The 22,302-nt window shown below is 73.2% G+C and carries 21 protein-coding genes and 1 pseudogene; 14 read left to right on the plus strand and 8 right to left on the minus strand.

Annotation, left to right across the window (positions count from 1 at the left end):
- Nucleotides 1-13: 13 nt before the first annotated feature.
- The 3 genes and pseudogenes from OV079_RS07365 to OV079_RS07375 all read right to left on the minus strand — a co-directional run bounded on the left by OV079_RS07365 (nt 14) and on the right by OV079_RS07375 (nt 1,918).
- Entirely contained in the window at nt 14-595 is a 582-nt protein-coding gene (locus OV079_RS07365; RefSeq protein WP_267767065.1) for a LysR substrate-binding domain-containing protein, read from the minus strand.
- 181 nt (nt 596-776) lie between these two features.
- Nucleotides 777-941, minus strand: a pseudogene (locus OV079_RS57385) (helix-turn-helix domain-containing protein); the annotation flags it as partial.
- Nucleotides 938-1,918: a protein kinase family protein gene (locus OV079_RS07375; RefSeq protein WP_267767066.1), complete on the minus strand. Its 981-nt coding sequence runs from the start codon at nt 1,916-1,918 to the stop codon at nt 938-940. The pseudogene OV079_RS57385 and the gene OV079_RS07375, both read right to left, overlap by 4 nt.
- A gap of 138 nt (nt 1,919-2,056) precedes the next feature.
- Here OV079_RS07375 and OV079_RS07380 point away from each other — a divergent pair, with 138 nt between their 5' ends.
- Together OV079_RS07380 and OV079_RS07385 are read left to right on the plus strand one after the other, a co-directional pair.
- Nucleotides 2,057-2,317, plus strand: coding sequence for a hypothetical protein (locus OV079_RS07380; protein ID WP_267767067.1), 261 nt, complete (start codon nt 2,057-2,059; stop codon nt 2,315-2,317).
- Between the two features lie 658 nt (nt 2,318-2,975).
- A complete protein-coding gene (locus OV079_RS07385; RefSeq protein WP_267767068.1) occupies nt 2,976-4,004 on the plus strand; it encodes a hypothetical protein in 1,029 nt (342 codons plus the stop codon).
- A gap of 64 nt (nt 4,005-4,068) precedes the next feature.
- On the opposite strand, the gene OV079_RS07390 is transcribed toward OV079_RS07385, so the two are convergent.
- A complete protein-coding gene (locus OV079_RS07390; RefSeq protein ID WP_267767069.1) occupies nt 4,069-4,704 on the minus strand; it encodes a hypothetical protein in 636 nt (211 codons plus the stop codon).
- A gap of 73 nt (nt 4,705-4,777) precedes the next feature.
- Here OV079_RS07390 and OV079_RS07395 point away from each other — a divergent pair, with 73 nt between their 5' ends.
- Together OV079_RS07395 and OV079_RS07400 are read left to right on the plus strand one after the other, a co-directional pair.
- Nucleotides 4,778-5,989 carry a Ca2+-dependent phosphoinositide-specific phospholipase C gene (locus OV079_RS07395; protein ID WP_267767070.1) on the plus strand — a complete coding sequence of 404 codons (1,212 nt, stop codon included), beginning with the start codon at nt 4,778-4,780 and terminating at the stop codon, nt 5,987-5,989.
- Nucleotides 5,990-6,302: 313 nt separating this feature from the next.
- Nucleotides 6,303-6,440 (plus strand): hypothetical protein, encoded by a 138-nt coding sequence (locus OV079_RS07400; protein ID WP_267767071.1) that lies wholly within the window; start codon nt 6,303-6,305, stop codon nt 6,438-6,440.
- 278 nt (nt 6,441-6,718) lie between these two features.
- Here the strand turns inward: OV079_RS07400 and OV079_RS07405 are convergent, their stop codons facing one another.
- On the minus strand, nt 6,719-8,101 hold the full coding sequence (locus tag OV079_RS07405) for a serine hydrolase domain-containing protein (RefSeq protein ID WP_267767072.1): 1,383 nt from the start codon (nt 8,099-8,101) through the stop codon (nt 6,719-6,721).
- Between the two features lie 137 nt (nt 8,102-8,238).
- Here OV079_RS07405 and OV079_RS07410 point away from each other — a divergent pair, with 137 nt between their 5' ends.
- From OV079_RS07410 to OV079_RS07430, 5 genes are all read left to right on the plus strand, one after another.
- Nucleotides 8,239-9,390 carry a choice-of-anchor L domain-containing protein gene (locus tag OV079_RS07410; RefSeq protein WP_267767073.1) on the plus strand — a complete coding sequence of 384 codons (1,152 nt, stop codon included), beginning with the start codon at nt 8,239-8,241 and terminating at the stop codon, nt 9,388-9,390.
- Nucleotides 9,391-9,531: 141 nt separating this feature from the next.
- The gene (locus tag OV079_RS07415) at nt 9,532-10,182 is read left to right on the plus strand and encodes a formylglycine-generating enzyme family protein (protein ID WP_276603220.1); all 651 of its coding nucleotides are present in this window, start codon (nt 9,532-9,534) and stop codon (nt 10,180-10,182) included.
- Nucleotides 10,183-10,431: 249 nt separating this feature from the next.
- A complete protein-coding gene (locus tag OV079_RS07420; RefSeq protein ID WP_267767075.1) occupies nt 10,432-12,162 on the plus strand; it encodes a VWA domain-containing protein in 1,731 nt (576 codons plus the stop codon).
- A 384-nt stretch (nt 12,163-12,546) separates the two neighbouring features.
- A complete protein-coding gene (locus OV079_RS07425; protein WP_267767076.1) occupies nt 12,547-13,599 on the plus strand; it encodes a radical SAM/SPASM domain-containing protein in 1,053 nt (350 codons plus the stop codon).
- A gap of 323 nt (nt 13,600-13,922) precedes the next feature.
- A complete protein-coding gene (locus OV079_RS07430; protein WP_267767077.1) occupies nt 13,923-15,323 on the plus strand; it encodes a lamin tail domain-containing protein in 1,401 nt (466 codons plus the stop codon).
- A 190-nt stretch (nt 15,324-15,513) separates the two neighbouring features.
- Here OV079_RS07430 and OV079_RS07435 read toward each other — a convergent pair whose 3' ends face one another.
- A complete protein-coding gene (locus OV079_RS07435) occupies nt 15,514-16,116 on the minus strand; it encodes a helix-turn-helix domain-containing protein (protein WP_267767079.1) in 603 nt (200 codons plus the stop codon).
- Nucleotides 16,117-16,136: 20 nt separating this feature from the next.
- Here OV079_RS07435 and OV079_RS07440 point away from each other — a divergent pair, with 20 nt between their 5' ends.
- Nucleotides 16,137-16,892 (plus strand): CPBP family intramembrane glutamic endopeptidase, encoded by a 756-nt coding sequence (locus OV079_RS07440; protein ID WP_267767080.1) that lies wholly within the window; start codon nt 16,137-16,139, stop codon nt 16,890-16,892.
- 94 nt (nt 16,893-16,986) lie between these two features.
- Here the strand turns inward: OV079_RS07440 and ahcY are convergent, their stop codons facing one another.
- The gene (ahcY, locus tag OV079_RS07445) at nt 16,987-18,252 is read right to left on the minus strand and encodes an adenosylhomocysteinase (protein ID WP_267767081.1); all 1,266 of its coding nucleotides are present in this window, start codon (nt 18,250-18,252) and stop codon (nt 16,987-16,989) included.
- 83 nt (nt 18,253-18,335) lie between these two features.
- Here ahcY and OV079_RS07450 point away from each other — a divergent pair, with 83 nt between their 5' ends.
- The 3 genes from OV079_RS07450 (at nt 18,336) to OV079_RS07460 (ending at nt 20,495) form a co-directional block, all read left to right on the plus strand.
- Nucleotides 18,336-19,268 (plus strand): LysR family transcriptional regulator, encoded by a 933-nt coding sequence (locus OV079_RS07450; RefSeq protein WP_267767082.1) that lies wholly within the window; start codon nt 18,336-18,338, stop codon nt 19,266-19,268.
- A 144-nt stretch (nt 19,269-19,412) separates the two neighbouring features.
- A complete protein-coding gene (locus OV079_RS07455; protein WP_267767083.1) occupies nt 19,413-19,997 on the plus strand; it encodes a DUF4269 domain-containing protein in 585 nt (194 codons plus the stop codon).
- Between the two features lie 270 nt (nt 19,998-20,267).
- Nucleotides 20,268-20,495: a DUF1918 domain-containing protein gene (locus OV079_RS07460; RefSeq protein ID WP_267767084.1), complete on the plus strand. Its 228-nt coding sequence runs from the start codon at nt 20,268-20,270 to the stop codon at nt 20,493-20,495.
- A 55-nt stretch (nt 20,496-20,550) separates the two neighbouring features.
- Here OV079_RS07460 and OV079_RS07465 read toward each other — a convergent pair whose 3' ends face one another.
- Nucleotides 20,551-20,991: a hypothetical protein gene (locus OV079_RS07465; protein WP_267767085.1), complete on the minus strand. Its 441-nt coding sequence runs from the start codon at nt 20,989-20,991 to the stop codon at nt 20,551-20,553.
- A gap of 291 nt (nt 20,992-21,282) precedes the next feature.
- Here OV079_RS07465 and OV079_RS07470 point away from each other — a divergent pair, with 291 nt between their 5' ends.
- Nucleotides 21,283-22,266, plus strand: a complete 984-nt coding sequence (locus OV079_RS07470) for a Hint domain-containing protein (protein ID WP_267767086.1) — start codon at nt 21,283-21,285, stop codon at nt 22,264-22,266.
- Nucleotides 22,267-22,302 lie beyond the last annotated feature (36 nt).

Genomic DNA, 22,302 nt, shown 5'->3' on the forward strand with positions numbered 1-22,302 from the left:
CCACGGCCCGGCCTCAGGCGATCGGGGCGCGGGCGAGCTCGGCTGCGAGGGCGCGGTAGGCGGCCTGGCGCGGGTCGTGGTCGCGGTAGAGGAGGCGGAAGTAGTCGAGCAGGAGGGCGACGCCGGGGAAGACGCGGCGCAGGCGACCGGCTTGCAGCTCGGCCTCGATCATGTAGAGGGGCAGGACCGCGACGCCCTCGCCGGCGAGCACCTGGACCTTGACGGCGGCGCCGAGGCCGAGCCAGCGGTGGCCGCCGAAGCGGGGCAGGGCCGGGGCCGCGGGGGCGCCGCTGAAGTAGTTGAAGAGGGGGAGGCGGGCGTCGATGTCGAGCAGGACGTGGCGCGGGACGTCCTCGGGGCGCGCGAGCGGGAGCCGGTCGAGCAGCTCGGGCGCGGCGACGAAGGCGTAGCGCTCCTCGTGCAGGCGCTCGGCGAGCAGGCGGCTGTCGTCGACGCGCGCCGAGGTGACGGCGCAGTCGACGAGGCCGCTGCGCAGGCGGTCGACGATCTCCTGACCCGACCCGAAGAACAGGTGCATGGTGAGCCGCGGGAGGGCGGCGCGCAGGCGCGGCAGGGCGGGCACGATCCACGACATGCCGAGCTCGAAGCGGGTGCCGAGGGTGAGCTCGATCGGCGGCGGGTCGTCCTCGCCGCGGACGACGCGGACGCAGGCGGCCGCCTCGCCCAGGCAGGCGCGCGCGCGGCAGCAGCGACAGGCCGGCGTCGGTGAGCCGCACGGAGCGGGTGGTGCGGACGAACAGGGTCGCGCCGAGCTGCTCCTCGAGCAGGCGGATCCGCTGGCCGACGGCGGCAGGGGTCAGGGCGAGGGCGCGCGCGGCTGTCCTGAAGTTCAGGTGCTCGGCGGCGGCGACGAAGCAGCGCAGGCTGTCGATCGCGGGCAGGTCGCTGGCGGGCGGCGGGGCGGGGCGCGGCCGGCTCACGCGTGGTCCTGGCGGTACGACGCCAGCGCCGACTCGTGCGCGCGCTGGCCCCGGGCCTGGGCGCGCTCGCGCTGGTCGGCCCAGCCGGCGGCGGCGAGCCAGTCGGACAGCGGCTCGATGGCGCCGGCGAGGGCGCGAGCGCGGCGCAGGAGGGCGATCCGCTGGGACAGCCACGGCTCGCGGATCGATCGGGTGGCCTGCATGGTGTCGGCGCTCGGATCGATGGTGGAAGTGACGGGCGGCAAGGCGGCGAGGTCGAGCGCGGGGTCGCCGAGGCGCAGCGCGTCCCAGCCGAGCACGTACCAGGCGCCCGCGGCGGTGACCCGCAGGTTGCCGGCCCGCAGCAAGGCGCCGTGGACCGGGAGGTCGGCGGGCACGGCGAACGACGGCGAGGAGCGCACGAGGGCGGTGACGCGGTCGACCTCGCCGGCGAGCCAGGCGAGGGTGGCGGGCTCGACGAACGGCGGGAGCGCGGCGCGAGCGGACCGCAAGACGGCGGTGCAGCGGGCGAAGTGCCCGGCGAGGTAGGCGTCGCAGCAGGTGTGCGACGGCCCGGGCAGGCGCGCGGCGAGGTCGCGGTCGGCGTGCAGGCGGCCGACGAGGGTGGTGAGGGCGCGAGCCAGATCTGGCGCTTCGGACAGGTCGCGCACGACGACGCCGTCGACGTGCTCGAGCAGGAGGCCGGCGAACGGAGTGTCGACGATCTCGAGCCAGCCGAGGATCCGCGGCGCGTGGTAGCGGGCGGCCAGGGCAGGACCGAGGTCGTGCCAGCGGCGCAGGGCCGCCTGGCCGGCGAGGTCGCCGGCGAGCTCGAGGTCGTAGCGGGCGCCGGCGTCGGCGATCGAGAAGGAGGCCCGCGCGGGGTCGCCTCGCTCCGGCAGGTGGCGCACGGCGAGGGTCGCCGGGTCGAGCGCGAGTCCGGCCGCGAGCATGCGGACCTGGGCCGTGACGCGCGAGTTGAGCTCGGACAGGAGCATCGAGGCGGGACACTATACGCGGGCCCGGGCCCGGGCAGGAGGCCCCCCGCAGATCGGGCTTTGCGCCCGGGATCGCGCGGCGCTGCGGGTCGCCCGGCGCGCGCCCCCGCGGGCGGCGGGCGTGTTAGCCTGAGGAACATGCCCACGCCCGACTCGATGCAGCGGCTGGCCTCGCGGGGTGTCGCCGCGGCCGCCGTGATGGTCCTCCTCGGCGGCGCCGCGCTCCTCGGCCTCGAGAGCTGCGCCCAGACCGGCACCAGCAAGCCGATCCAGGCGGCCGAGCCGAAGCCGGCGCAGGACCCCGACGGCGAGCCGGCGCCGAAGCCGGAGCCGGAGCCGGTGAAGGTGACGGACCCGCCGCCGGAGCCTGTAGACCTGCACCCGCCGCCGGTGACCTGAGCGGCGGAGGTTGATCGCGGGAACATGCCCGAAAGGGCATGTGGTGAAGTGCATGTTCTTTCGGGCATGGCGGAAAGAGCATGTCGCATGGCACATGTTCTCAGGGACATGAACAGCCGGCGGCGAGCCGAGCGCCTGCGCGCGCGAGGCAGGGGATAGGGGTGCGTGCGGGCGGTCCCGGGCGACGCTCGGCTCGCGCGCGCGGGCCGGAGTGGTTCGCGTGATCGCTCTCCGCTCGCCTCCACTCGCGTGCGCGTCGGGTGTGGCCCGGCGCGGCGGCGTGGTAGCGTGGGTGCATGTCGAAGCCGCCCCGCCCGCGCTCCTCTGCTCCTCCGACCCGTCGCGCGCCGCTCGTGGTCACGTTGACGGCCGCGTGGCTGTCGCTCGGCGCGGTGGCGGCGGCCGGTTGTACCGGCGCGGCGCCGGCACCCAAGACCGGCGACAAGGAGGCGGCGCCGAAGCAGCCGACGCCGCCGCAGACGCCGGGCAATCAGCCGTACGCGCCGCCGCCGCCCGACGTGAAACTGCCGCCGCAGCCGGAGCCGCAGCCGCAGCCGGAGCCGGAGCCGCAGCCGAAGGTCCCCGATCCGCAGCCCGAGCCGCGGCCGCGGCCCTGCCGCCGCCGCCGACCTAGGCGTGGTCCGCGAGGGGTGAGGACGTGGCGGTCGTCGAGTCCGCGCCGGCTGTCGCGGGGCCCATCGACTGGCTCCGCGGGCCGCGCTTCGATCTGTCGCTGATCGTCGGCGTGCTGGCGCTGGCGCTGGTGCTCGGCGCGGCCGGGTGCGCCTCGCCGGCGCTGTTCGCCGCGGTCATCGCGGTCGATTTCTGGCTGCTGGCCTACCCGCACGCGCTGTCGACGTTCACGCGGATCGCGTTCGACCGCGAGGGCGCGCGGGCCCACGCGTTCCTGCTGTTCGGGCTGCCGCCGCTGGTGTTCGCGGCCACGGCCGGGGCGGTGGCGCTCGGCGGGGTGCTGGCGCTCAACACGATCTACTTCTTCTGGCAGTCGTGGCACTACACCCGGCAGAGCTACGGGATCGCCCGCGCCTACCACCGCAGCGCGGGCATCGATCCGGCCGGCGATCGCCTCAGCGACGTGGTGGTGTTCGCCTGGCCGCTGTGGGGCCTGCTGCACCGCGCGCACCAGCAGCCGGCGGAGTTCTACGGCGGGCCGATCTGGCTGCCTTCGGTGCCGAAGTCGCTGGTGGTGGTGGCCGGGGCGCTGGCCCTCGCGGCGCTGGGGCTGTGGACCATGCGGCACCTGCGAGCGCTGGCCGCGGGGCGCCCGCGCAGCACGGGACACGCGCTGTTCGTGCTTTCGCACGTGGTGATCACGGCGGTCAGCTACCTGGTGGTCCGCGAGATCACGCTCGGCTGGCTGTTCATCAACATCTGGCACAACGCGCAGTACCTGCTGTTCGTGTGGGCGATGAACGCCCGCCGGTTCCGCGGCGGGATCGATCCGCGGCGGCCGTTCCTGTCGCGCCTGTGCCAGCCCGAGCAGGCGCTGCGCTACGCGCTGGTGTGCCTGGCGCTGTCGTCGGGCTTCTACTTCGCGCTCGGCCAGGCGACGGGGCGGATGTCCTGGGAGGTCCTGCCGTTCGTGCTCGTCTGCCACCAGACGGTCAACTTCCACCACTACATCGTCGACGCGGTGATCTGGCGCTCGCGCGCGCGGCGGGCGTGAACCCGAGGACATGTCTTGAAGAGCATGCCCGTAGGGGCATGTTTTCAAGAGCATGTCGATTGGGTCATGGCTCGTCGAGCGCGGCGGCGCGGGCGAGGTGCTCGCGGGCCTGACCGGCGTTGCCGCCGTGGGCGGCTCGCTCGCGGTGGGCGAAGGCGACGAAGCGGCGCAGCTCGCGGTCGTCCGGGCGCTCGCGCACGAGGGCCTCGTAGACCGCGAACACGCCCGGCCAGCCGGGCTCGGGGCAGTGCCAGCGCCGGACCTCGGCGCAGCCCTCGGCGAGGGTGTACTCGTCGAGCCAGCGGTCGTCGGCGTCGCCGGTCGAGCGCACGAACAGGCGCACGTCTTCGAGGAAGACGGCCAGGCGATCGAGCGCCCAGCGCAGGTTGCGGGCGTCGATGTAGCAGACGTCCGCGAGCTGCTCGAGCGAGAGCAGGTCCTGGCCGGGCTCGCCGCGATCGAGGGACCAGCCCCACGCGTGATCGTCACGGTTGATGCGCTGCAGCGGCCAGTGCTGCGCGGGCAGGGCCTCGATGGCGGCGTCGAGCTCGGCGGCGGCCCCGGGGCGCACGGGGATCAGGGCGCGGTAGTCGTCGCACCAGGGCGCGACCTGCTGGAACCACAGGCGATAGCGACCGAAGTAGGCCGGGTCGCGGTCGCGGACGAATTCGCGGACGGCGGGGAAAGGCTGCGGGGTCATGCGGCCGGCGCCCGAGGATGGCACGCGCGGCGGGGACGTGACAGCGACGCGGTGCGCGTGCGAGGATGCTCGCATGCGCGCGAACGGGCTGATACGCGGGGTGTGGTGGGGGGCGCTGGCGATGACGGCGTGCGGCGATCCGGACCCCGGCGGGGCGGCGAGCGAGACCGGCGCCTCGACGAGCACGAGCACGGGCACGGGCACGAGCACGAGCACGACCACGACGGGCGAGGCGCCGACGACCACCGCGGTGCCGACGTCCGGCTCAGGGTCCGGCGGGGAGACGACGACCACCGGCTCGACCTCGTCGACGTCGGAGGCTTCGAGCTCGACCACCGAGGCGGAGACGTCGACGACGTCGACGACGTCGACGACGACCACCGGTGACACGACCGACGGCGAGACCGACACGACCGGTGGGCCCGTCGACGAGGTGCTGACGCTGCAGCACGTGCAGGTCAAGGGGACGCACAACAGCTATCACGTCGAGCCGCTGCTGCCGTTCGACGCGAGCCACGAGTACAGCCACGCGCCGCTCGACGTGCAGCTCGGCGAGCAGGGCGTGCGGGCGTTCGAGCTCGACGTCCACAAGGGCGTCAGCGAGTTCGAGGTCTATCACATCACCGTGATCGACTCGTCGGCGACCTGCACCGACGTGCCCGAGTGCCTGGGCCTGGTGCGCGACTGGTCGCTGGCGCACCCGCAGCACCTGCCGATCGTGATTTGGATCGAGATCAAGGACTCGACCGGCGGGCTGCCGATCGGGGCGTCCGACCTCGACGCGCTCGACGACACGATTCGCGAGGTGCTGCCGCCCGAGCAGCTGTTCACGCCGGACGACCTGCAGGCCGGCCACCCGAGCGTGCGCGCGGCCCTCGAGGCCGACGGCTGGCCGACGCTGGCGCAGCTGCGCGGGCAGATCCTGATGGTGCTGCTCAACGTCGAGGAGGGGCACGCGGACGATTACACGGCCGGGTACACGTCGCTGGCCGGGCGGGCGATGTTCGCCCGGGCGGCGCCGGGCCAGTTCTCGGCGCCGTGGGCGGCGATAGCGAAGCTCGGGATCGACGAGGACGAGGCGATCGCGCAGGCCCACGCGGGGAGGATGCTGATCGCCACCAACGTGTGCGGCGCGGGCGAGGCCGACGCCGACTGCGAGGCGAAGGCGGAGGCGGCCAAGGCGGCCGGGATCCACATGCTCAAGGACGACTTCCCGGCGCCGGCCGACGGCAAGACCTACTTTTGGACTTCCCCGACGGCAACCCGGCCCGCTGCAACCCGGTGACCGCGCCGCCGGAGTGCACGAGCGCGGCCCTGGAGGACCTGTGAGGCGGGCGAGCGTGATCGCGGGCGCGTTGCTGTGCGGCTGCGTGCGCGGCGAGCCGCCGAGCGCGTCGCCGGGGACGGCGAGCGATCCGACGGGGGCAGCGGCAGCGCGAGAGAAGCCGGAGAGCGCGGTCGTTGCCGCAGAGGGGAGCGCCGGGGAGGCCGGGGCCGAGAAGCCGGAGGAACCCGCGGGCGCGACGAGACCGGCGGATGCCGCGAAGGATGAGGTGCCGCCGCCGCATCGGCGCGCGGACGACGGCCGCTGCGAGCCGATGCCGAAGAAAGGCGCTCCGTGCCGCGCGGGGGACGGCTATTGCGTGCTGTCGTGGGGCGAGCCGGGCGGGTACAGCGAGGCGCTGTGGTGCCGCGACGGCCGCTGGCAGCTCGAGCAGGAGCGCAACCTGCCGTGAGGCGCGGGCGACCGGAGGGACTCGCGTGGGGGCCGACGTTCGCTCAGGGGACGGCGGACGTGCTCGCGGGCTCCTGCGCGCTGCTTGCGTCAGGGCTCCTGCTGCGGCCGCCAGCGTGCGGTCCGAGCCCGAGGCCCGCGCGGCGGGACGGCCCGGCGACGCGATCGATGCTCCAAGAGACATGTTCGTAAGAGAATGGCGCCAAGGACATGCTCATTCGGGCATGTCCTTGTAGACATGCTCTCGAGAGCATGGCGAAAGGGGCAGGCGCCAGGCGCTCAGGCGGGCGGCAGGGCGGCGAGCACGGCGGCGGCGAAGTCGTCGAGGTCCCAGGCGGCGCGCTCGTGGGTCATGCCGAGGCGGACGATCACGGCGTCGCGCGAGGGCACGACGAGGACGGCCTGGCCCTGGAAGCCGGAGGCCTGGTAGGCGTCGGGGGGCACGTGGGGCAGGCGGCGCTTGCTCAGGTCGGCGGGGTCGGGGGCGTTGGCCCAGAAGTGAGCGGCGTAGTCGCCGGGGCCGGTGCGGGTGGGCGTGCGGCTGTACTCGACCCAGCCCTCGGGGAGGATCCGGGCGCCGTCCCACACGCCGTCCCGCAGGTAGAGCAGGCCGAAGCGGGCCCAGTCGCGCGCGGTCGCGTAGACGAACGACGAGCCGAGGAAGGTGCCGCTGGCGTCGGTCTCGAACACGGCCGAGCGCATGCCGATCGGCGCGAACAGGGCCTCGTGCGGGAAGCGGTGGTAGTCGGCCAGCGCGGGGAACTGGTTGCGGACGATCCAGCTGAGGATGTTGCTGGTGCCGCTGGAGTAGGCGAACACGGTGTCGGGGTCGTGCGCGAGCGGGCGCGCGAGGGCGACGGCGACGGCGTCCTCGACCTCGAACAGCATGTGGGTGGCGTCGGCGAGCGGGCCGTAGCGCTCCTCGAACTGCAGGCCGCTGCTCATGCGCAGCAGCTGGTCGAGGGTGATCGCGCGGCGCGGGTCGCCCGACCACGCGGGGACGGGCGCGGGCGCGTCGCGGGTCAGGCGGCCGCGGCCGACGAGGATGCCGATCAGGGCATTGGTGACGCTCTTCGACATCGACCAGCCGAGGTGACGCGTGCCGCGATCGAAGCCGTCGGCGTAGCGCTCGGCGACGATGGCACCGCCGTGGACGACGACGACGGCGCGGGTGAGTCGCAGGGAGTCGGGGTTCGGCTCGCTGAAGGCGGCGGCCACGGCGGCGTCGAGGGCGGGGCGGTCGAGGGCGGGCGGATCGGCAGCGAGGCGCTCGCCCTCGCCGGCCGGCCACGGGACGTCGCCGGCGGGGGCGTGCTGGACGGCGAGGGTTTGCGCCTGCAGGGCCTCGGGCGCGACGCCGATGGCGAGGGCGCAGCCGAGGCCGTCACGGTACACGGCGGTGCGCCCGGCGAGGCCGAGCACGCTGGCGTGGACGCGCCGCTGCTCGCGATCGACGGCGAAGGACACGTACCCCATGGGGGCGAGGTCCTCGCCGATGCGGTCCGGATCGCGGCCGGCGACGAACACGGCGGAGCAGGCGTTCTTGGCCACGTAGCCGGTCGCGGTCGGGAGGATCCAGCCGGCCGCGAACACGACGGCCGCGAGGAGCACGAGGGCGAGGCCGAGGAGGAGCCGCCGACGCAGGCGAGAAGGGGCAGGCACGCCGAGCCATGATACCGCGGCGAGCGGCGAGCAGGCCCTGTCGCCGTGGGCCCCGAGCGGAGGACCAGTGACTTGAGGCATCTCCGTCGCGCGGGCGCAAAGGCGCGGCGGCTGGCGGCGGCGTGATAGTTTGCGGCATGCTGCGATCTTTGGTTTGGCCTGGTCTGGTGACGGTCTCGGTGCTGGCGTCGGCGTGCGGCGACGAGGGGGGCGGCTCGGGCACGAGCGCGACGGGGGTCACGGGGGCGACGTCGCTCGCACCCACGTCGACGACCGCGGCGCCGACGAGCGGTGAACCGACGAGCGGCGAGGCGAGCACGTCGAGCGGGGAGGACAGCACCGCGGCGCCGACGTCGACGAGCAGCGTGACGGGCGGGCCGGCGCTCGACGTCGGCATGCCGGACTTCGGCGGGCCGAGCGAGTGCGCGGCGGAGCAGCACGCGGCCTGCGACGCGGAGGGCGGCGATCCGCTGCAGGCGATCGGCCTCAACTGCCCGGGCGAGCTGACGGTCACGGGCGGCTTCGACGGCGACCCGGCGGGGCTGCGGGTCATCTCGCAGTGGGGCCAGGCCGACACGTTCACGCCGCGCGAGGGCAGCAGCTTCCTGGTGCTCAGCACCGGCGACCTGGGGGAGATGCACGACGCGCCGGCCGACGAGGACGACGTGGCGTATCACTGCAACTCGTGGTTTACGCCCGGCGACGGGATGGACACGACCAAGTTCCCGCCGCCGATCACGAAGCAGCCGGTGCAGGGCGACTGCCTGGTCGACCCGTCGCAGGTCGGCACCGGCGACTGCTCGAAGACGATCAAGAACCAGTTCGACCAGAGCGGCTTCAAGTACGACTATCAAGAGCTGCGCTTCACGGCGGTGGTGCCGGCGGGGGCGGAGTCGTTCAGCTTCGACCTGGCGTTCTTCACCAAGGAGTACCCGATCTGGCAGGACCAGCCGTATAACGACATGTTCATCGGCTGGCTCGAGTCGACGAACTGGACCGGCAACATCTCGTTCGACCAGCAGGGCAAGGCGCTGTCGCTCAACGCGGCGTTCCTCGAGCTGTACGACGACGGCGGCGACCTGCCCGAGTTCGCCGGCACGTGCATGCGCTACAGCGCGGGCACGAAGTGGCTGACGACCACCGCGGACGTGGTGCCGGGCGAGACCATCGAGCTGGTGCTGGCGATCTTCGACCTCGACGACGTCAACTGGGACAGCTTCGTGCTGGTCGACAACTTCCAGTGGCACTGCGGCGACGCGGGCGGACCGGTGACCGAGCCGGTGGGGTGAGAGGTTCGCGCGAGGCCGCGAGCGCGGGATGCGGCGGAGTGCGTGACGCGAGGGCGCATTGACACCCAGCCGTGGGGTCGGTAGGGAGGCATCGCCGTGACGACCTCCGACGAGACGCTGCTCCACGAACTCGAGGCCCGCATGATCGCGCTGCCGGCGGCGACCGTGGTGCTCCGCGACGAGGGCACCAGGACCGACTGGCAGGTCGCGGTGGCGCCGTTCCGCCTGGCGGCGGTGCCGGTGACGCGCGAGCTGTACGCGGCGGTCCACGGGGTCGCGCCGCCGTCGACGGCGGGGCCGCGGACGCCGGTGACCGAGGTGTCGTGGAACGAGGTGATCCGGTTCTGCAACGCGCTGTCGCTGCAGGCGGGGCTGCGGCCGTGCTACGCGTTCGGCGAGGATCCCGAGGCGCGCGACGTGACGTGCGACTGGGAGGCCGACGGCTACCGCCTGCCGTCGGAGGCGGAGTGGGAGCACGCGTGCCGGGCCGGGACGACCGGCGAGCGCTATGGCGACCTCGACGCGATCGCGTGGCACCGGGGCAACTCGGGCGGCGCACCGCACGACGTGGCGACCCGCGAGCCCAACGCCTGGGGTTTTTACGACACGATCGGCAACGCCTGGGAGTGGTGCTGGGACGTCTACGATCCGAAGGTCTACGGGCCGTACCGGGTGTTCCGCGGCGGCGGCTGGAACGACACGCCGCGCGGCCTGCGGGCGTCGTGTCGCCGCCGCAGCCACCCGACGTTTCGCGTCGACGACCTGGGGTTCCGCCTCGCCCGCTCGCGCTGAACGGCGTCACGGCGGTCCGTGGCGACGTGGCGTAAGGGACATGTCCGTTCCGCCATGTCACTCGTTCCGGGCGAGACCGCCCCGACTGCGACGCACCTGTCGCGGGCGTCCCCCACGTGTCGTGCGGGTGTCGGACATCCGCGTCGTGTGATCGCTCGGCGGCGCCGGCCGGTGATGGCCGGGGACGTGCGCTATAACGGAGGGATGCAGGCTTATCCTTGGTTTTTCCTGGCGCGTAGTATCGGCTTTATGACAGCGCTCGTCGTGGCCTCGGGCTGCACCGAGCGGGACCCCGGCGACGAGACCGACAGCGGCACGACGACGGACGGCCCGGCGACCGGTGGTCCGATGACCGACGGCACGGCGACGGCGCCGACGACGGACCCGCCGACGACGACAGATCCGTCGTCGGACACCGAAGGGACGTCGGGCGGGCCGGAGCCGGCGCCGACGGTGCCGATCGGCTCGAGCGTCGAGGCCGACATCCTGTTCGTGGTCGACAACTCGCTGTCGATGGCGACCCGGCAGGCGAAGCTGGCGGCGGCGATGCCCGCGTTCGTCGGCGGGCTCGGCGGGCTCGACTACCGCATCGGCATCACCACCACCGACAGCGGCAACCCGCGCTGCAGCGCAAACGCCACCGGGCCGGAGCGCGGCGAGCTGGTGCTGACGAGCTGCCTCGAGCGCGTGGCCGCGGGCGAGTTCGAGGTGCCGGGGATCCTCGACGACGTGTCGGCGGCGTGCACCGCCGCGTGTGCGCTGGGCGACGCCGACCTGCCGATCAAGCCCACGGCCACGCACGCGTCGAACGGCGAGCTCGCGCCGCGCAAGTGGGTCGAGGTCCAGGGTGAGAGCGAGATCAGCAACCTGCCGGACGGGGTGTCGCCGGCGCAGGCGCTGCAGTGCTTCATGCCGCAGGGGGTGACGGGCTGCGGCTTCGAGTCGCACCTCGAGTCGATGTTCACGGCGCTGGCGCGCACGAGCGACGTCGGCTCGGCGAGCAACTTCGGCTTCATGCGCCCGCAAGCGAGCCTGTCGGTGGTGCTCTTCAGCGACGAGACCGACTGCTCGCCGGCGCCCGGCTTCGAGGAGATCTTCACCGACAACAAGGTGTTTTGGGAGGACCCCGACGCGCCGGCGCCGACCAGCGCGGTGTGCTGGAACGCGGGCGTGCGCTGCGAGGGGCCGGGGCCGCTGTACGCCGGCTGCTCGGCCGAGAATCACGACATCCAGGGCAACCCGGGCGTGAGCGACGACGCCGCGGTGCTGCAGCCGGTGTCGCACTACATCGATTTCCTGCAGGCGATCGAGGATCAGAAGCGGGTGTTCGACTCGTTCGCCGAGGTGCGGATGATGATGATCGCCGGCGTCCCGCCGGGCTACGAGACCCACGATAGCGAGCTCGTGTACGAGGACGCCGCCGACCCGCAGGTCCAGCTCGACTTCGGCATCGGCCACGGCTGCATCGACGCGGAGTCCCTCGGCGCCGTCCCGCCGGTGCGCGAGCGCGAGGTCGCCGAGGCGTTCGCGGTCGACGAGAACCGCGACATCTTCTCGATCTGCGACAGCGACTACAGCGCGGCGCTGGCGGCCATCGCCACGCGGATCGCCGACCAGATCCGGCCGGGCTGCATGCCGCTGTGCGTCGCCGACCTCGATCCGTCGTCGAGCGTGCTCGATCCGAACTGCCAGGTGTTCGAGGTCGACGCCGCGGCCCAGACCCGCGTCGAGGTGGTGAAGTGCGAGGCGTTCGGCGACGTCTGGACGGTCCCCGCCGGCTCGACGGTGTGCTTCGCGGAGCTGATCGATCAGGGCGGACAGACGCCGAGCTCCGGCGACGACATGTCCGCGGAGTGCGTCGCCGAGGGCTTCAACCTCGAGTTCCAGTTCATTCGCAACACGGCGCCGCCGAGCGGCGTGACGTTCGAGGCGGTCTGCGCGCCGTCGCCGAACGTGTCGCGGGATTGCCCGGCTCTGTGAGGCGAAGCGAGGCCTGACCTCGCCGCTCGGGCGGCGGGTGCGGCGGCCGCCGGTGAGGGCGTGCGCTGGAGGCCTGCCGGTGAGGCTGTGCGGCGTCCGTCATCGCTGCGATGACGGACGGCCCGCGGTGCGGCCATGCGAGCGTTTGCGGTCGGACCCGGCCGAGACGGACGGCGCGCGAACTGGCCACGCGGCGCCGTTCGGTGGCCGGGCAGGTGGTGCCGTGCGGCGGCGCAGACGGACGTAGCGAGGCCCGGCCACTGCAACGATCGGAGACGCGAGCGCCGGTCCGCTGCGAGGACCTCGGCGCGCGTCGCGGAGGATTTCACAGATGTCTCATGAGACATGTGGCCGTATTCGCGGCCGGAGCGAGGAGGCGAGGTCATGACCGACGAGGCGAGTCCGGGGACGCTGTTGTCGCGGGCGCGGGGGCTGGTGGCGCGCTCGCCCGCCGCGGTGGCGCTGGCCAAGCGGGTCTATCGCTCGCCGCGGCTGCAGCAGACGCAGGTGTTCCGCCGGTTCGTCCGCACGCGCGCGACGCAGGCGGAGGCGGCGGTGCAGGCCGGCGCGCGGCCGCAGCTGTGGCTGGAGACGGTGCTGACGTGCAACGCCCGCTGCTCGATGTGCGTCCACAGCGAGCGCAAGATGGTGGGCGTGATGGCGATGGACCTGTTCCGCCGCCTGGTCGACGAGGCGTCGGCGTGGGGCGTCGACTCGGTGTGCCTCAGCATCTACGGCGAGCCGATGGTCGACAAGCGCTGGCTCGAGCGGCTGCAGTACGTGCGCATGGCCGGGATGACGTACAACTTCTTCTCGAACGCGAGCATGCTGACGCCCGAGCTGGCGGCGGCGATGCTCGAGCTCGGCGGCTGGACGGAGGTCAACTTCAGCGTCAACGGCCTGTCGAAGTCGGTCTACGAGGCCGTGATGCCGCCGCTGTCGCGCGACCGGGTGTACGCCAACATCGAGCGGTTCCTCGCGCTGCGCCGGGCCCACGAGGGCGCGGTGCCGAAGGTGACGGTGTCGTGCGTGACCCTGGCCGAGAACGTCCACGAGGTGCCGGAGTTCGTGCGCTACTGGCGTCCGCGGGTCGATCGCGTGAGCATCGCCGACCGCACCGACTGGCTCGGCGAGCTCAAGAAGACCGACCGCGCGGGGCCGGTGCGCGGGCGTCTGCGGGTGATGGACGATTCGCAGTCGCAGATGCCGTGCCCGGCGCCGTGGCACAAGATGTACGTGTACGCCGACGGCCGCGTGTCGCCGTGCTGCGAGGACGCGGCGTTGCGCCAGCTGATCCTCGGCGACACGAATGTGCAGAGTCTGCGCCAGATCTACCACGGGCCGGGCTACACGGCGCTGCGCCGGCAACACCTGCACGACCGCCGCGGCGAGCACCGGATCTGCGGCGGCTGTCGCGTCAACCCGCCGTGGATCTGAGCGGCGGAATGTGCAGAGAATGCGGACGACGTCGGGCTGGTCCGCGGCTGCAGGCGCCGCGGTCCGGCGAGGGGGACGCCGCGGGACGGCGCACGCAATGCACATTGCGACGGGTCGACGACGCGAGGCGCCGGACAGTTACGGCGGCGTCACGCGGCGGTCTCGACGTCGCGGACCGGCGCGGGCGCTTGGACGCCGGCGCGCGGCTTCTATAGGCTCGCGCGCATGTCGACGGGTACACGGCGCCTCGCTGCTCTCTTCCTCCTCTTCCGGCCTGCAACAACGACGCGCAGGAGCCGACCGAGGGTCTCTCGACGGCGCCGATGATCACCTCGGTCGGGGCGACGCAGACCACCACGTCGACGACGTCGGGCGAGCCGACCACCACCGCGGAGCCCACGACGGACGCGACCACCGGGAGCGCGACCGACGAGTCGGAGACGAACACGACGACGTCGACGTCGACGGACGCGAGCACCACGACCGGGACGAGCAGCGGGGCCGCCGAATCGTGCGAGGACGGCGAGCAGAACGGGAGCGAGACGGACGTCGATTGCGGCGGCCCGGCCTGTCCGGGGTGCGTCGACGGCTCGGCCTGCGTCGCCGACACCGACTGCGCGGGGATGAGCTGCGTGGACGCGGTCTGCGGGCCGCCGGCGGCGACCTGCGACGACGCGGTCCACAACGGGAGCGAGACGGACGTCGACTGCGGCGGGGCCGACTGCCCGGCCTGCGGCGAGTCGCAGGCCTGCGCGGAGGCGGTCGACTGCGCGTCGCAGAGCTGCGTCGGCGGCTCGTGCGCGGCGCCGGCGTGCGACGACGACGTGGAGAACGGCGAGGAGACGGCGGTAGACTGCGGCGGACCCGAGTGCGAGCCGTGCGGCGACGCGCTCGGCTGCGAGGTCGCGGACGACTGCAAGAGCGGGGTGTGCGACGGAGGCCTGTGCGCCATCCCGCTGTGCAACGACGGGGCGAAGAACGGCGACGAGACGGATGTCGACTGCGGCGGCCAGCACTGCGATCCCTGCGACGACGGGCTCGCCTGCGAGGTCGACGGCGACTGCGTGGGCGACGACTGTACGGGCGGGATCTGCGTGGGGGCGAGCTGCGACGACGGGGTCAAGAACGGCGGCGAGACGGGCGTCGATTGCGGCGGTCCGGACTGCGCGCCGTGCGGGACGGTCGGCCTCGTCATCAACGAGGTCGACTACGACCAGCCGGGCAACGACACCGCGGAGTTCATCGAGCTGCTCAACACGTCGGGCGCGCCGATCGACCTGAGCAACCACGCGGTGGTGCTCGTCAACGGGGCGAACAACTCGACCTACGCGACCATCAACCTCGCCGGGACCCTCGCCGCGGGGCAGTACCTGGTGCTCGCGCACGCCAACTTCGTCGTGCCGGCGCCGGCGCTCAAGGTGACGATCACGAGCGGCATCGTGCAGAACGGCGGCACCAGCCCCGACGGGATCGCGCTCGTCGACAAGAGCGCGAAGAAGCTGGTCGACGCGCTGTCGTACGACGGGCCGATCACGGCGGTCAACATCGCGGGGATCGGGACGGTGAGCCTGGTCGAGGGGACGCCGCTGCCGGGCAACGTGATCGACGACGCCGCGTCCGCGGGCTCGCTGGCGCGGCTGCCCAACGGGCAGGACAGCAACAACGCCGCGAGCGACTGGAAGTTCACGAAGAAGCCGACGCCGGCGGCGGCGAACTTGCCGTGAGGGCCGCGCGTTCGACGGCGTGGTGCGCGGGGATTCGTGCCTGTCGGAGATGAGCGGCCCGCAGGCTTCGAGGTGCTCGGCGACGAGCTTCTCGATGCTGCGGGTACGAGCTCGAGCCGGATTGGGAAGAGTCCCGCGCGCGCTCGGTCGCTATGATCATAGGGCGGTCGCCCGAGTCGCCTGCGTGTCCCTACCAAGCGTCAGCGCTCGAACGGGAAGACGATCGTCGACCACAGGCGGGCGCGTCGGCCGGGCGCGGGGCCTCGTTCGAAAACGGCCGCAAGGTCGTCTGGAGCGCCGCGACCAACTCGCGGAATTCGACGTCGTCGAGGTGCAGCAAGGCGGAGCGAAAGCCGGCGCCGTCCGCCGCGAGATCGACGGAGCCCGACGCCGCGGCGTGCTGGATGTACCGGCCCCACGCGTCGAGCAGGTGGGCCGTGAAGGCCGCGAAGCCGCGGGTGTGATCGCCGGGCGTGAGCGCGCGGGCGGCCGCCTCGTCCAGGTGGGCGGCCGCCTCGTGAAGCGCGTAGCTCCGCTCGACTCCGCCGCGTTTGGGCTGCTCGCCGACCACCCGCAGCACGCCCGAGCGCGCCAGCAGGTTGAGGTGACGGTAGAGGGTCGCAGGGGCGACGTCGGGCAGCTCGCCGAGCAGGGCCGCCGCAGTCACCGGCCGGGCCGCGGCCGCCACCGTCTCGACGATCCGCAGCCGGAGCGGGTGGAGCAGCACGTCGGCGCGCTCCCGCGCGCTGGCGGGGCCTTTCGGCGGCCGGTTTTTGCTTGCGTTCTTCGCCACGCGCGGCAATGTTATCAAACATGAGAACATTCGTCGACCCGAATCGGCCGCCTGCCTGGCGTTTGGCGCTGGTGTGGGCCGCTCTGTCGGCGCTCGCGGCAGTCGCGGTCGTGCCCTACGTCCTGACGTTGCTGCCGGAGACGCCGTCGATGCCGGTGCCTGTCATCACGGCCGTGTTCGTGGTCCAGGCCGGGCTGCAGGCGTTCCTGCTGGCCTGGGCCGGCACGGCGGCGGGGCGGCAGCTCGGGGTCGGCAGTCCATGGCTCGAGGCGCGGTTGCGCGGCGAACGGCCGGCGTTGCCGCGCTCGCTCGGGTGGATGGTGCTGTACGGTCTGGGCGCCGGGTCGGTGGCGGTGGTGATCGACCTGGCGTTCACGTCGTCGATGCCGCCGCCGCTCGCCGGGGTCCTGCCGCGGCCGTCGCCCTGGGATGGCCTTTGGGCCAGCTTCTACGGCGGCATCGCCGAGGAGGTGATGACCCGCCTGGGCATGGCGACGGTGCTCGCGTGGATGACGGCGCGCTGGCTCGGGCGGCGAGCGGCGCTCGTCGTCGGGATCGCCGGCTCCGCGCTGCTGTTCGGCGCGCTGCACCTGCCCGCGGCTGCGCAGGTGTGGCCGCTGACCGCCCTGGTGGTGGCGCGCACGCTCGTGCTGAATGCTGTCCTGGCCGCGCTGTTCGGCGCGGCCTACGTGCGCCACGGGCTCGAGCACGCCATCGTGATGCACTTCGCAGCCGACCTCGTGCTGCACGTGGCGGTGCCGGCGTTGATGGCGTGACCCGGCGCTCTGCGAATCATCGGCGAACAGGCCGCGCCTTTCTTGTTTGCTCGAACGAGCATCGCCCGGGGCCGCTGATGGTGACGCGCAGCGCTCAGGTGCCGGCTCGCCAGCCGCCGAGGTAGTCGCGCTGCTCGCGGCTCAGGACGTCGATCTCGACCCCGAGCGCGTGCAGCTTGAGGCGCGCGACCTCCTCGTCGAGGGCGCGCGGCAGGGTGTGGACGTCGGCGGCGAGCTCGCGACCGGAGGCGAGCACGAACTCGGCGGCGAGCGCCTGGTCGGCGAAGCTGAGGTCCATGACCGCGGCGGGGTGGCCCTCGGCGGCGGCGAGGTTGACGAGGCGACCTTCGGCGAGGAGGTAGATCCGGCGGCCGTCGGGGCGCACGAACTCGTCGAGGGCGGGGCGGATCCGCCGGCGCTGCGGGGCGAGGGCGGCGAGGGCGGCGAGGTCGAGCTCGACGTCGAAGTGGCCGGCGTTCGCCACCACGGCGCCGTCCTTCATGAGGGCGAACTCGGGGCCGCCGATCACGCCGCGGTTGCCGGCGACGGTGCAGAAGAAGTCGCCGACGGCGGCGGCGCGGGCGATCGGCAGCACCTGGTAGCCGTCCATGGTGGCCTCGAGAGCGCGCAGCGGGTCGACCTCGGTGACGATGACGCGGGCGCCCATGCCGGCCGCGCGCGCGGCCAGGCCGCGGCCGCACCAGCCGTAGCCGCAGACGACGAAGCACGCGCCGGCGAGCAGGCGGTTGGTGGCGCGCAGGATGCCGTCGATGGTGCTCTGGCCGGTGCCGTAGCGGTTGTCGAACATGTGCTTGGTGACGGCGTCGTTGACGGCGATCACGGGGTAGCGCAGGGCGCCGTCGCGGGCCATGGCGCGCAGGCGGGTGACGCCGCTGGTGGTCTCCTCGGTGCCGCCGACGATCGCGTCGCCGAGCGCGGCGTGACTGGTGTGGACGAGGGTGGCCAGATCGGCGCCGTCGTCCATGACGAGCTGCGGCCGGTGAGCCAGCGCGGCGGCGAGGTGGGCGAAGTAGGTCGGCCGGTCCTCGCCGGCGCGCGCGAACACGCCGATGCCGTCGTGCACGGCCAGCGAGGCGGCGACGTCGTCCTGGGTGCTGAGCGGGTTGCTGGCGCACAGGCGCAGGTCGGCGCCGCCCGCCTGCAGGGTGCGCACGAGCGCGGCGGTCTCGGCGGTGACGTGCAGGCAGGCGGCGACGCGCACGCCGGCGAGCGGGCGCTCGCGGGCGAACCGCTCGCGCACGGCGGCCAGCACGGGCATGGCCCGCTCGGCCCAGTCGATCTTGTCGCGCCCGCGCGGGGCCAGGGTCTCGTCGCTGATGTCTCTCGAGGTGGTGGTCATGGACACGCTCCTGCCGGCGAAGATGCGGGAGGGCGACGCATGAGTCACGTTCGAGTTTCTCGCCGATGGTATAAGTGTGGCTAATGCTGCCGGACTTCAACCGCCTGCGGGTGTTCTTCCACGTCCACGAGGCGCGCAGCGTCAGCGCGGCCGCGGCGGCGCTGCACGTGACGCAGTCGGCGGTGAGCCAGAGCCTGGCCAAGCTCGAGGACGAGCTGAAGGCGCAGCTGTTCGTCCGCCGCCACCGGGCGGTGGTGCCGACGGCGGCAGGCGAGGCGCTGTTCGCCGTGGTGGCGCCGTTCGTCGCCGGGCTGCAGGAGCGGGTGGGTCAGATCCACCGCGCCCGCCACGAGCTGGCGGGGACGCTGCAGATCGGGGCGCCGGTCGAGTTCGGGGCGCACCGCCTGCCGGAGGTGCTGGCGGGGTTCGCCCGCGTCCACCCGGGGGTGCGCTTCTCGCTGCGCCTGGGGCACCCGTCGGAGATCGTGCCGCTGCTGGAGGAGGGTCGCCTCGACCTGGGGTTCGCGGACCTGTTTGAAGGGCCAGGTTCGGCGGAGCGCCGGCTGGCCGGCTTCGAGGTGGCCGAGGTGATGGAGGAGGCGCTGGTGCTGGTGGCGGCGGCGGGCCACGAGGCGGCGACGCTGGCGGGCAGCCGGGCGTTCGCGCGGCTGTCGGGGCAGCGCTTCGTCGACTACCACGCGAGCGCGCCGGCGGTGCGCGGGTGGTTCCGCCACCACTTCGGCCGGGTGCCGCCGCGGCTCGAGCCGGCGCTGGCGGTCGAGAGCGTGCAGGCCGTGATCGCGGCGACGAGCCACGGGATGGGCTTCGGGGTGGTGCCGGCGCACACGGTGGCGCGCGCGCTGGCAGCCGGGGAGCTGGTGGCAGTGACGACGCGCAAGCGGGCGCTGACCAACCGGATCTCGCTGGTGCGGTTGCTCGACCGGGTGCCGAGCCGGCTCGAGCGGACGTTCGTGGCGTTCGTGACGCAAGCGCTGGGGAAGCGCGCAGGGGGGTGAGCTCGTCGATCGAGCGCGATGAGGCGAGAGGCGTCGCGGGCGACGGAGCGGGGATGGCTCTTGGGCCAGGTTGAGAAGGAGGGCGGTCGGCGCGAGGCCCGGTGGTGGCGCGAATCGGCGGGGGATCGGCTACGCTCGCCGGGGATGACGCGGGCGTGGACCGATCTCGAGGGGCTGCGGACGGGCGCGCCGCGGCAGCGACGGGCGTACGCGGTGCTGCGATCGCTGGCGATCTTCGAGCGGCTGGGCGAGTTCCAGCCGGCGCTGGCGGGGACGTTGCCGCTGCCGATCCACACCGAGGCGAGCGACCTCGACGTGCTGTGCGAGGTGCACGAGCCGGCGGCGTTCGTGGCCGCGTGCTCGGCGTACGCGACCCAGCCCGGGTTCATGACGGAGCAGGTCCTAGTGCGCGGAGTGCCGTCGACGATCGTGCGGTTCGCGGCCGAGGAGTTCGCGGTCGAGCTGTTCGGGCAGCCGCAGCCGGTGGCCCTGCAGCACGGCTGGCGTCACCTGCAGGTCGAGGCGCGGGTGCTGGCGCTCGCCAGCGCGGGGGCGGTCGCTACGATCACGCAATGGAAGCGCGAGGGCCTGAAGACCGAGCCGGCGTTCGCGCGATGGTTGCAGCTGACCGGCGACGATCCGTACCTCGCCGTGCTCGCGCTCGAGGAGCTGGGCGACGAGGCGCTGCGGCGGCTCGTGCGGCGAGCGGACGCGACCGACCGGAAGTGATGCGCTGCTGCTCGTGGGCGGCGGCGCCGTGGTGCGAGGGGCCCGCGGGGGCATTTTGCGCAGTCCGGTCGAGCCCGCCGCTGCGGTCGAGTTTGCCGGCGACGACCTCAGCCGTGCGGCGGGCCCTCGTGGCCGCGCTCCGTGGCGTTTTTGCCGCCGGTGCGGCGCAGATCGGGGCAGGCGGGGCTTGCCGATGACGAGGATGGAAAAAATACTGGAAGAGCACGGTTCGCGCGGCGAGCCGTCGCCGACTCACGAAGGATGGAAGCCATGAACGTACCGGTAGGCACGCGCGTCACGACCCCGTCAGGCGAGGAAGGCGAAGTCATCGAGGCCCTGGGCAGGGGCGGCTCGGCGCCGTACCGGGTGAAGTACCCCGACGGGCGCGAGTTCGTGTGGACGCCGCCGCCGGACTACGTCGTCGGCGACGAGCCGGCCCGCAGAGCGTGCCCGTGCCATAGGATGATTTTAAGGACATGTTCGGTGGGACATGCGTGAACGAGCATGTCTCGCGGGACTCGTTGAATCGCGGTCGAACGATCGATCGGCCGTCTCAGCGGTCGAGGCGGATCGTCGCCAGCCACGCGAGGCACCAGGACGCGTCCGGATCGCCTGGCCATTCGTCCTGGTCGTGGCATTTCACCGCGAACTCACGGTCACCGACCTGCAAGGCGCCGACGAGGGTCGACTCGCTGCCGCCGCTGCCGCCGTCGTTGGCCTCCAGCGCGTAGGCGATGGACACGTCCGGGGCCAGCACTTGCCGCAGCTCGCCCCGCTGCGCCGGGGCGCGCGCGTGGAGGGAGAAGGCGTGCGGCGCTCGGGCCCCGGGCTCGAGGATGAAGGTCGCGCCGTCGACGTGGAGCGTGACCTCGGTGCCGGCCGGCACGTCGAGCGAGCAGCGCAGCGCGGGGACCTCGGCCCGCTTCGTCGCGACCGCGGGCGGCGGCGTGCAGGCGAACAGGAGCACCAGCGCGGAGAGGGCGACCCGGATCATTCGCCGGAGGATACGCCGGCCTCGGCCGCCGCGAGCGAGAGCTCCATGATTTACAAAGGTCGTACACGACCGCGGTGTCGGCCTTCGGGCAGGCGCGCTCGCCCGTGATCATCCGCTGATGGACGCATGTGCGCGCATTGACCGGGTACGGCGGGTTCGCGCGCTCGTTGCCGGTCGCCGGCCTCGAACACCACGGGACCTTCCTTGACCGCCGCGGCGATGTCGTCGGCCGGACCGCCTGCTACTCTCTGGTCCATGGCTTCTTCTCCTTCTATCGACTCTCTGCTCCTCTTGTTCGCCACCCCCCTGGTGCTGTGGACCGGCTGCGGGGGTGACAAATCGACCAGCTCGAGCACGTGCGTGGCCGCCGGGACCCTGGTGGCCACCCCGCGCGGCTGGGCGGCCATCGAGGCGCTGCAGGTCGGCGACCCGATCTTCGCGGTCGACCTCGAACGCGGCACGCTGGTCGCCACGGAGGTCGTCAGCCTCCGTCACGCGCGCCGCGAGTGCCTGGCCCTGGTCGCCGACGACGGCCGCGAGCTCCTCGTCACCCCCGATCACCCGGTCCACGTCCCCGAAGTCGGGGGCTACGTGGCGGCGGGGCGCGTGGCGCTGCGTCAGGCCGCGAGTCTGAGCCTGATCGATGGTGCACTGCCGGAGGCGCGGTCCCGGCGTCACGGCGTCGGTGAGCACCGCCTCGACGCCGGCCTCCACGACGTCTTCGACGTCGGGGTCGCCAGCGAGCACCACAACTTCGTCGCCGGCGGGTTCGTCGTCCACAACAAGAGCACCACGTGCCCGCCGCAGGCGTGTCAGGGGACGAGCGCCACCGACGGCGAATCCACGACCAGCGGCGACGGCGAGCCGGGGACCGACACGGGCGCGCCGACGAGCGGGAGCAGCGACGCGACGAGCGAGGGCAGCGACGCGACGAGCGGGAGCAGCGACGCGACGAGCGAGGGCAGCGACGCGACGAGCGGGAGCAGCGACGCGACGAGCGAGGGCAGCGACGCGACGAGCGGCAGCAGCGACGCCACCTCGGGCGCTCCGGCGACGTTCCCGTGCGGCGAGGAGGCCGCCTGCCTGCTCGCGGCCGAGTACTGCGAGATCTTCCACCCGGGCCAGCGGGAGGGCATGATCACCCACAGCTGCGTGCCGCTGCCCGCGGCCTGCCTCGACATGCCCGATTGCACATGTCTTGAAGAACAGGCGGTGGCGGGGTCGTGCATGCCGGGGCCGGAGGGCGGCCTCGAGGTCTCGGTCTTCGCGCCGTGAGCGGCACGGCCCGCGACCGGGTCCTGTCGGCGACCC

Source organism: Nannocystis pusilla (assembly GCF_026626665.1).
In the GTDB taxonomy this organism is placed as follows: domain Bacteria; phylum Myxococcota_A; class Polyangia; order Nannocystales; family Nannocystaceae; genus Nannocystis; species Nannocystis pusilla.